At 66.2% G+C, this 6,807-nt stretch carries 6 protein-coding genes; all 6 read left to right on the forward strand.

Annotated features, from left to right (window positions below; translation table 11 throughout):
- A partial coding sequence (locus AB1609_11280; GenBank protein MEW6047047.1) for a 2-aminobenzoate-CoA ligase occupies nt 1-285 on the forward strand: 285 nt, incomplete at its 5' end.
- A 27-nt stretch (nt 286-312) separates the two neighbouring features.
- A complete protein-coding gene (locus AB1609_11285; GenBank protein ID MEW6047048.1) occupies nt 313-1,836 on the forward strand; it encodes a 4-hydroxyphenylacetate 3-hydroxylase N-terminal domain-containing protein in 1,524 nt (507 codons plus the stop codon).
- A gap of 45 nt (nt 1,837-1,881) precedes the next feature.
- Nucleotides 1,882-3,150: an ABC transporter substrate-binding protein gene (locus AB1609_11290; GenBank protein MEW6047049.1), complete on the forward strand. Its 1,269-nt coding sequence runs from the start codon at nt 1,882-1,884 to the stop codon at nt 3,148-3,150.
- 69 nt (nt 3,151-3,219) lie between these two features.
- Nucleotides 3,220-4,089, forward strand: coding sequence for a branched-chain amino acid ABC transporter permease (locus AB1609_11295; GenBank protein ID MEW6047050.1), 870 nt, complete (start codon nt 3,220-3,222; stop codon nt 4,087-4,089).
- Between the two features lie 40 nt (nt 4,090-4,129).
- Nucleotides 4,130-5,212, forward strand: coding sequence for a branched-chain amino acid ABC transporter permease (locus AB1609_11300; protein ID MEW6047051.1), 1,083 nt, complete (start codon nt 4,130-4,132; stop codon nt 5,210-5,212).
- A 6-nt stretch (nt 5,213-5,218) separates the two neighbouring features.
- A complete protein-coding gene (locus tag AB1609_11305; GenBank protein ID MEW6047052.1) occupies nt 5,219-6,766 on the forward strand; it encodes an ATP-binding cassette domain-containing protein in 1,548 nt (515 codons plus the stop codon).
- Nucleotides 6,767-6,807: the final 41 nt, after the last annotated feature.

Raw genomic sequence — 6,807 nt, forward strand, 5'->3', positions numbered from 1 at the left:
GTCCTGGAAGCGGCCGTGGTGGCCGCCCCCGACCCCGTGTGGGGTGAGGTGCCCACGGCGTTCGTGGTATTCCGGCCAGGAACATCGGTCTCCGGCCAGGAGCTCATTCAGTTCTGCCGCGAACGGATGGCACACTTCAAGGCGCCGAAACGGATCGAATTCGTCGAGGCACTTCCCAAGACCGCTACCGGGAAGATTCAAAAGTTCGTGTTGAGGGAGCAACTCCGACGGGCATCACCGGGTGGCCGCGGGGAATCACCCGCTGCCCTGGGGGAGGCCTCTTAAGCAGCGGAAGAGAGCAGAGGTGCCGCCATGCGCGTGGGGGCCGAGTTCCTTGCTGGTCTCAACGACGGCCGCGAGGTATACTACCGTGGCCGGCGCGTGAACGACATCGCATCGCACCCCGTCCTGGGGCGGTGCGCCCGCCACAACGCCCTGGTCTTCGACCTCGCGCGGGACGGACCGCTGGCTACCCGTCTGGTCACCCACGATCCAGCGCTCGGCACCCGCATCAGCGCATTTTACCGGCTCCCCACGAGCCGTGATGCGCTCGCTGAGCGTTCGGTGCTCATCCAGGAGACCACCCGGCGCAGCCGCGGGATTTTCAATATCTGCAAAGTGATCGGTTCCGACGCCCTGTTCGCGCTGCTTTCCGTCACGGCTCGAAACGAGTCAGGCGGCGAGTTTCACGAGCGCGTGCGCCGCTACTACGAGCACGTGGCACGCCGCGACCTCGCCGTGGCAGTGGCCCAGACCGACGTCAAGGGCGACCGAAGCCTTCGCCCGCACGAGCAGCCGGACCCGGACCTCTACGTGAGGGTGAAGGAAGAGCGGCCGGACGGCATCGTCGTCCGCGGCGCCAAGGCCCACATCACCCAGGCGCCGGTGGCCGACGAGCTCATCGTGATCCCGAGCCGGGCCATGCAGCCAGGCGACGCCGACTACTCCCTCGCCTTCGCCGTCCCGGCGGCCACACCGGGGCTGAGGATGATCTGCCGGCCGGTCCTTGAGGTGGAAGGGGCGCGCCACCCGCTGGAGGGGCCCCGGATCAACCATGACGCGCTCGTCGAGGCGCTGGTGATCTTCGACGACGTTTGGGTGCCGTGGGAGAGCGTCTTCGTGTACCGCCAGCCGCGTCAGGCCAGCGAGGTGGCCACGACCTTCGCACTCTTTCACCGCTTCTCAGCCATCTCGTACCGGGCCGCCATGACCGAGGTGCTCGTCGGCCTGGCGAACGCCATCGCAGAAGCAAACGGCGTGGACGGAAAGAGCCACATCCGCCGCAACATCGTCGACCTCATCATGTATGCCGAGGTGCAGCGCATGGCGGCGAGCCAGGCAGCGCAGCACGGGCGACCGGACGAGCGCACTGGCATCGTGCTGCCCGACCCACTCTACACCAATCTGGGCAAGCTCTACTCCAACATGCGCTACCTCGAGGCGGTGCAGGCGCTCATCGACTGCGCCGGTGGTATGGCCATCACGGCTCCGAGCGGTGACGACTACGAGAATCCAGCGCTGCGGGCTTACATCGACAAATACCTGGCGGGCTCCGGAGGAAGCGGCGGGCAAAGCCGCTTCAGGCTGTTTCTGGCCATCCGTGAGTTGGTTGCGCTGCTCGGCGGGCTTGAGGCTGTCAATATGGTGCATGCAGAGGGTTCCGTCGAGGCCAGTGTCATCGAAATCTACCGTTCGTACGACTTCAGCGCCAGCCGCGCGCTGGTGCAGCAGATGGTAAACCCAGGCGAAACGCTGCAGGCGACCGCCGGGCGGGCATCCTCAGCGGGGGCATTCAACCGGGGGCGGGGGGTGGCGTACCGGGACATACAAGCGTAGCCTCGTCGAGTCGCGCGCCACGCAAGCCAGGAGGGAGTGAGCGACATGAGCAACGCTGAGGTTACGATTTTGAGGCGGGAGCTTGTCAGGTCGGCGGCCGCGGCGGGCGCGGCTGCGCTGGTTGGGCCCTTCTTCGTTCGTTCGGCCAGAGGCGCGGCCCGCGTCAAAGACCCGATCAAAATCGGCGCCCAGACGGTGCTCTCGGGGCCGCTCGGGGGATACGGACGCTACTTTCAAATGGGCGTGAATATCGCCATCGACGAGATCAACAGCGGGGGCGGCGTGCTGGGAAGCCGCCTCGAGGTGGAATACCGGGACGAGCAACTCCGCGCGGCCACCGCGGTGGCCAATGCCCGTTACTTCGTGGATGTGTACGGGGCGGACTTCATGATCGGCATCGACAGCTCCTCATCGGCGCTGGCCGTCGGCGAGATCATGCCCCAACTCGGCAAGCCCTTGATCGTGACTCACGGGGCAACGCATCGCCTCACCGAGGAGCTGGTGTACCAGCGGGGCATCCGCAACATCTTCCGCATCGTCGTGCCCGTTTACCAGGATGGGATCGCCGGCGCGCTGGTCGGCAAGGATCTCAACGTTCGGCGCTGGGCCGGAATCAACCCTGACTACGAGTACGGTTACGTATCGTGGGAGCTGTTCAAGACCGTGCTGCGCAAGCACCGGCCGGACGTGGAGTTCGTGGCCGAGGCCTGGGCGCCGTTCGGCACCACGGACTTCAGCGCCCACATCTCCAAGGTGATGGCGGCTAATCCGGAGGGCATCTTCTCGGTCGAGTGGGGCGGCGAGGCCGTGACCCTCATCCGCCAGGCAATCCAATTCGGCGTCTTCGACAGGGTGCGCGAGTGGATGACGGGCATGGGGGCGGCGATGGACGTTCTCGAGGGGCTCGGTGACGAATACCCCGAGGGCCTTTGGGCGTCGGGTCGGTACTGGTTCCAGTACCCGGACAACGAGACCAACCGGAGCTTCGTCCAGCGCTTTTACCGGCGGTGGGGCAAGTACCCGCACTACGTGTCGGAGGCAGGGTATTCGGCAGTCTACACGATCAAGGCGGCCGTCGAGAAAACCGGGAGCCTCGCGACGGAGGACTTCATCCGAGCCGTCGAGGGCCTGGAACTGGAGACTCCGGCCGGCCGGCGGTTCTTCCGCAAAGAAGACCACCAGGCCGTGTACCAGGTACCTTGGGGGCGCATCACCCACAGCCGGGACTATCCTATGCCAGTGCTGAAGGACCTCAAGGTCTTCCCGGCCTCAGAGTACTATCGCTGGCCGCCATTCGAGAAGATCGGCGCTTGAAGGCTGCGGGCTGCCGGCACCGGCCGATGGTCGAGCCGGCAGCCTCCCTGAAACTGGAGGCGAGCGTCCGTGGCCCAGGCCATCCTCTATCAGGCCCTTGTTGGCGTCAGCCAGGGCATGTACGTCTGGCTGACATCGGCAGGGTTGACCCTCATCTTCGGAGTGCTCGGTGTCCTCAACTTCGCGCATGGCGCGTTTTACATGCTGGGCGCCTACGTCGCGTTCTTCGCGCTGCGAAGCCTGGGCCTCAACTTCTGGGCCGGGCTGCTGCTGGCTCCCCTGGCGGTGGCCATTGCGGGGGCGGTGGCGGAGCGTGCGCTTGTGAGCCGCACCTACGCGCTCGCTCACGGATACCAGTTGCTGCTCACCTTCGGGCTGGCGCTCATCTTCGATGACCTGGTCAAGCTCGTGTGGGGTCCGGTGTACCAATCGGTTCCGTCGCCCAGGTTTTTGCGGGGAGCGGTCTGGATCGCTGGTCAGCCTTTCGCTCGCTTCAACTTGTTCCTGGTAGGGGTCGGCGTTCTGGTAGCGGGGGCCTTGTGGCTTTTCCTGCATCGAACGACATGGGGGAAGTTCATCCGGGCGGCCGCCGCCGACCGCGACATGGCGGCCGCTCTCGGTCTCAATGTCCGCAACATCTACACGGTTGTCTTCGCCATCGCCTGCTGGCTGGCGGCCCTCGGGGGCGCGCTCTCCGCGGTCACCCAGCCGGCATCCCCCGGCATGGGCGACGCCATTATCATCCAGGCGTTTGTGGTGGCGGTCATCGGTGGGCTCGGGAACCTCCTCGGGGCGTTCGTGGGCTCCGTTCTCATCGGCGTGCTGCACGCACTGGGGGTTTTCTTCGTGCCGGTCTTCGAGCAGGCCCTCATCTTTCTGCTGATGGCTGCCGTCTTCATCTGGCGGCCCACAGGGCTGTTCGCACGGGCCGGAGCGTAGGGCCGGACGAGAGCCTAGGACCGGCGGGAGGTCGTTGACATTGGTCGGGCGCCTTTCGACCGTGTTTCAGCGTGGCGAGCGGCTTGCTGTCCCGCTGGGCCTTGCGGCGGTGGCGGCCGGCGCCGTGGGGCTTGCCGCGGTGCCGCTGGTCGCCTCACGCTTCTACGTCTACTTCGTCATGCAGATGATGGTCCTCGGCATGTTCGCCCTGGCCTTCAATTTGCTCTACGGCCACGCCGGGCTGCTTTCGTTCGGGCATGCGGCCTTCTACGCTACCGGCGCCTATGTGGCGGGGCTCGCCTTGAAACACGGCGGCGTCTCCATCCTGCCAGCCGTGGCGGGAGGCGTGGCGGCTGCGGCGGCGCTGGGCCTCGTGGTGGGGTTCTTTTCGGTGCGGCACACGGACATCTACTTTTCAATGCTCACACTCGCCTTCGGCCAAATGGTTTACTCGTTGGCCTGGAAATGGGTGGCCGTCACCGGAGGCGACAACGGGCTCATCGGCATCCCGAGAGCGCCTCTGGTGCTGCTCCCCGGTGTTCGGGTGCCGCTCGACTCGTTGTTCCACTACTACTATCTCGTGCTCGCCGCGTTCGTCGCCAGCGTATGGATCCTCCACCGGCTGAGCCGCTCCCCCTTCGGACTCACTCTTAACGGGCTGCGGGAGAACGCGGAGCGCGTGGCCTTCTCGGGCATTTCGGTGCGGCGGGTAAAACTCGTCGCATTCGTCATATCGGCGGCGGTGGCCGGCCTTGCCGGGTCGCTCGTGGCGCCCCTGGAAAATACCGTGTCGCCGGCGGCAGCGCACTGGACCAAGTCAGCCGAACCCGTCCTCGCCTCTCTGATCGGGGGCACCCGCACTTTCGCCGGGCCCGTGGTGGGTGCGGCCGTTTTCATGGCCCTCAAAGAAGCCATCGAGCGACGCACCGAATACTGGCTCGTCGCGCTGGGAGTAGCGCTGGTAGCCATCGTCCTCGGGTTTCGCTCGGGTATTCTCGGCACGCTGGCGGGGCTGTTGCACAAAGCGGTGCCGGCGCCTTCCAACGGTTCGGTGGCGGCGCGGGCAGGCGAGGGAACCGAGGCGGGTGAGGGAGCCACCCCTCGCCTTGGACACGGGGAGTGAACGAGCATGGCGCTCTTGGAAACGCACGGCGTCACCAAGATCTTCGGGGACCTGCGGGCTGTCGACGGGGTGAGCCTTTCGTTCGATGCAGGCAGCGTCACCTCCATCATAGGCCCCAACGGCGCAGGCAAGACCACGTTCGTCAATGTACTCACAGGACGGTTGCCCCTTGACGCGGGGCGGGTGGTCTTCCGGGGCCATGACATCTCGACCTGGCCCCCACAGACACGCGTGCGGCTCGGCATTGCCCGTTCCTTCCAGATCACCAGCGTTTTCCCCGAGTTAACCGTGCAGGAGAACCTCGCCATCCCGGTGCTCAGCCGGACGGGCCGAGCCTGGCGGAGCGGCGGGTGGCTCTGGAAAGACGTCCTGGTCGCCCAGGCCGTGTGGCAGCTGCTCGACGAGATGGGACTGCGGGACGTGGCCACTGTGTCCGCCGCCGTCCTACCCTCCGGTAAGCGCCGGCTTCTGGAGATCGCTCTGGTGATGGCGTCTGAACCCACGCTCCTGGTGCTCGACGAGCCAACGGCCGGCCTGACGGCTCCCGAACGGCTGGAGCTGCTCGCGCTGCTGCGTCGGCTGGTTCGCGATCACAATAAGACACTTATCCTGGTGGAACATGACATGGACATGGTATTTGCGGTGTCCGACCGGATTGTCGTCATGCACAGGGGCCGCGTGCTCGCGGACGGCACGCCTGAGACCATTCGCCAAAATCCCGAGGTGCGAGAGGTGTACCTCGGGGCTGACACCGGCGAGGGAGGACTGGATGACTCGCCGAGTTCTGTGAACGCAACGAGCGATGGCGGCGGGCTCGTGATAGGTGCAGGGCGCGGCCATTCGCCCCGGACCCTGCTTCAGGCTGGTGACCTGCACGTGTACTACGGAGCGAGTCACGTCATCCAAGGGGTGGACGTGACGATCGGCTCGGGTGAGTGCGTCTTCCTTCTGGGCCGAAACGGCGCCGGCAAGTCCACCCTGATGAAGAGCCTTTCCGGCCTGGTGCCGCCGCGACGCGGGCGGGTCCGGTTCGCCGGTCACGATGTGACGGGGTGGCCGCCGCATCGGGTGGCACGCGCCGGGATCGCTTACGTGCCGGACGACCGGCGCATCTTTGGCGATCTCACGGTGCGGGAGAACCTGCAGCTCGGCGCGCAGGCGCTTGGAGGCCGGCGCCAGCAGTGGACGTTCGACCGCCTCGTCGAACTCTTCCCCAACCTGGGAGAGATGATCGACCGGCCGGCGCGCAAGATGTCCGGCGGCGAGCAGAAGATGCTCGCCATCGCCAGGGGGCTGATGGGTAGCCCCGCGCTGTTGCTCCTCGACGAGCCGTCAGAGGGACTTGCCCCCAAGATCGTTCAGGGGATGGCCCGCGCGCTCCGGGCCGTGCGGGTTGATGGAGTCAGCTTGCTGGTGGCCGACCAGAACGTGCGCTTCGCCCGGCTGGTGGGGGGCCGCGGCTACATCATGGAGAAGGGCCAGGTCCGGGGTGAGGGCCTGCTTGACGAACTTGTTTCCAACCAGGAACTGATTGCCCGCTACCTGGCGGTTTGACGGCCGCTTCGAAAGGGAGGTGGAAGAGCCGAATCGGGGGC

This window comes from Bacillota bacterium (genome assembly GCA_040754675.1).
Taxonomy (GTDB): domain Bacteria; phylum Bacillota; class Limnochordia; order Limnochordales; family Geochordaceae; genus Geochorda.

Bases quoted from the DNA above. Each gene is read 5' to 3' on its own strand.
- AB1609_11305 (MEW6047052.1), top strand. From the start codon at position 5,219: ATGGCGCTCTTGGAAACGCACGGCGTCACCAAGATCTTCGGGGACCTG.
- AB1609_11285 (MEW6047048.1), top strand. From the start codon at position 313: ATGCGCGTGGGGGCCGAGTTCCTTGCTGGTCTCAACGACGGCCGCGAG.
- AB1609_11290 (MEW6047049.1), top strand. From the start codon at position 1,882: ATGAGCAACGCTGAGGTTACGATTTTGAGGCGGGAGCTTGTCAGGTCG.